At 72.3% G+C, this 1,872-nt stretch carries 1 protein-coding gene; it reads left to right on the forward strand.

Annotated features, from left to right (window positions below; all coding sequences use genetic code 11):
• Window positions 1-131: 131 nt before the first annotated feature.
• On the forward strand, window positions 132-1,754 hold the full coding sequence (gene mltA, locus APY03_RS07695; protein ID WP_068675513.1) for a murein transglycosylase A: 1,623 nt from the start codon (window positions 132-134) through the stop codon (window positions 1,752-1,754).
• Window positions 1,755-1,872 lie beyond the last annotated feature (118 nt).

Raw genomic sequence — 1,872 nt, forward strand, 5'->3', positions numbered from 1 at the left:
GCAAGCCGGTGTGTGCGCCCGGCACGCCGTGCAACGACGCCCATGGCACGGCCTTTTTCAAGATCACGGAGAAGTAAACGTCTTCAGGGCGGCAGCCCGTCGCACACCTCCCTTGAGACCAGGAGATCCGCATGAACAGCACTCGTCCTTCTGTCCCGAGGCCTCTCGCGCCCATGCGCCTGGCCATCGCAGCCGCCGCTTCGGCCCTGCTCGCAGGCTGCGCCACGATGCCGGCACCCAACGCCGCTTCGGCGGCGCCGACTGCACCGGCTGCACCGGCGGTGGCCGCGCCGGCAACGACGCCCGCGCCCGCTGCGCCGGAGCCCTTGGCCTCGCGCCCGTCCAGCGCCAATGCCAGCGTGGCCGGCCAGGCGCGCAGCTTCTCCACCCAGCTCGCGACCTACACCGCCGTGACCTACGAGGCCTTGCCCGGCTGGGGCCGCGACGACTTCGCCGAGACCTGGCCGGCCTTCCTCGGCAGCTGCAAGGTGCTGACCGGCCGCGGTGCCGAGTGGCGGCAGGTCTGCCAGCGCGCGCTCGCGGTGGACGCGAGGAGCAACCCGGCGATTCGCGGCTTCTTCGAGCGCGAGTTCTCGGCCTACCAGATCCGCGACGACGACCGCCGGCCGGACGGCGTGGTCACCGGCTACTTCGAACCCGAGATCGCCGGCAGCCGCAACTACGCGCCGCCCTACATCTACCCGGTCTATGGCCAGCCCGAGGACATGCTGTTCGCCGACGCACGCAAGCTGCCGCGCGGCAGCGGCGCGGTTGCGGCGCGCGTCGTCGGGCGCAACGTGGTGGTGCAGCAGGGGCTGTCGACGCGCGACATGGGCGCCGCGGGCCTCTACGCGCTCGACCTCTCGGGCATCACGCGCGATACGCTGGACCGCAAGGTGCGCCTGCGCATCGAGGGCCGCCGCCTGCTGCCCTACTACACCCGCGAGGAGATCGAGACCAAGGGCGCGCCCAACGCGCGCGTGCTGGCCTTCGTGAGCAGCGCCACCGCGCTCTACGAAATGCAGATCCAGGGCTCGGGCCGCATCCGCCTGCCCAGCGGCGAGATCGTGCGCGTCGCGTATGCCGAGCAGAACGGCCAGCCCTTCCGGCCCACGCTCGCGCAGTCGAAATCGGGCAAGACGCTCAGCCGGGTGAAGACGCGCGGCCTGTCGCTCGAGCTCGAGCTGGACGACGGCGACGACGAGGAGGAGGACACCCCCGCCATCCGGACCCGCGGCTTCACGCTGGCGCTGCCGGCGGCCAGCGGCGCGGTGGTGGTGCCGGGGCGGCGCGCCGCCGGCCCGGTGATCGGCTCGGGCATCAAGGACCCGAGCTACGTCTTCTTCAAGGAAGCCGGCGGCGGCACCGGCGGCCCGGTCGGCGCCTTCGGTGTGCCGCTGTCGGCCGGGCGCTCGATCGCCGTCGATCCGCGCAGCACGCCGCTGGGCTTCCCCGTCTTCGTCTCCACGCGCGCGCCGGGCAGCGGCGCGCCGATGCAGCGGCTCACCATTGCGCAGGACACCGGCGGCGCGATCCGCGGCGCGGTGCGGGCCGACTACTTCTTCGGCAACGGCCAGCAGGCAGCGAACCAGGCGCGTCGCATGAAGGAGCGGGGGCAGCTCTGGATCCTGCTGCCGCGCGGGCTTGCGGTGGCGGCGGCGGCGAGCTCGTCGATCCGCACGCGCGGCGCGGCGGTGGGCGCGGATCTGCCGCAGTGCCTGGTGCAGCAAGAGGACGCCTGTGTCGATGATTAGGCTCACTTGCGGGCTTGCTTGCTTTGTCTGGGGTGGGGACGGCAGGCGTTCGTTTGATTTCGTACGGTGCGCGTGGTTTGAGTCCGGAGCCGGGATTTCGCCCCGGCGGGCGAGTCAC

The organism is Variovorax sp. WDL1 (assembly GCF_001541225.1).
Lineage (GTDB): Bacteria > Pseudomonadota > Gammaproteobacteria > Burkholderiales > Burkholderiaceae_C > Variovorax.

Bases quoted from the DNA above. Each gene is read 5' to 3' on its own strand.
- mltA (WP_068675513.1), top strand. From the start codon at position 132: ATGAACAGCACTCGTCCTTCTGTCCCGAGGCCTCTCGCGCCCATGCGC.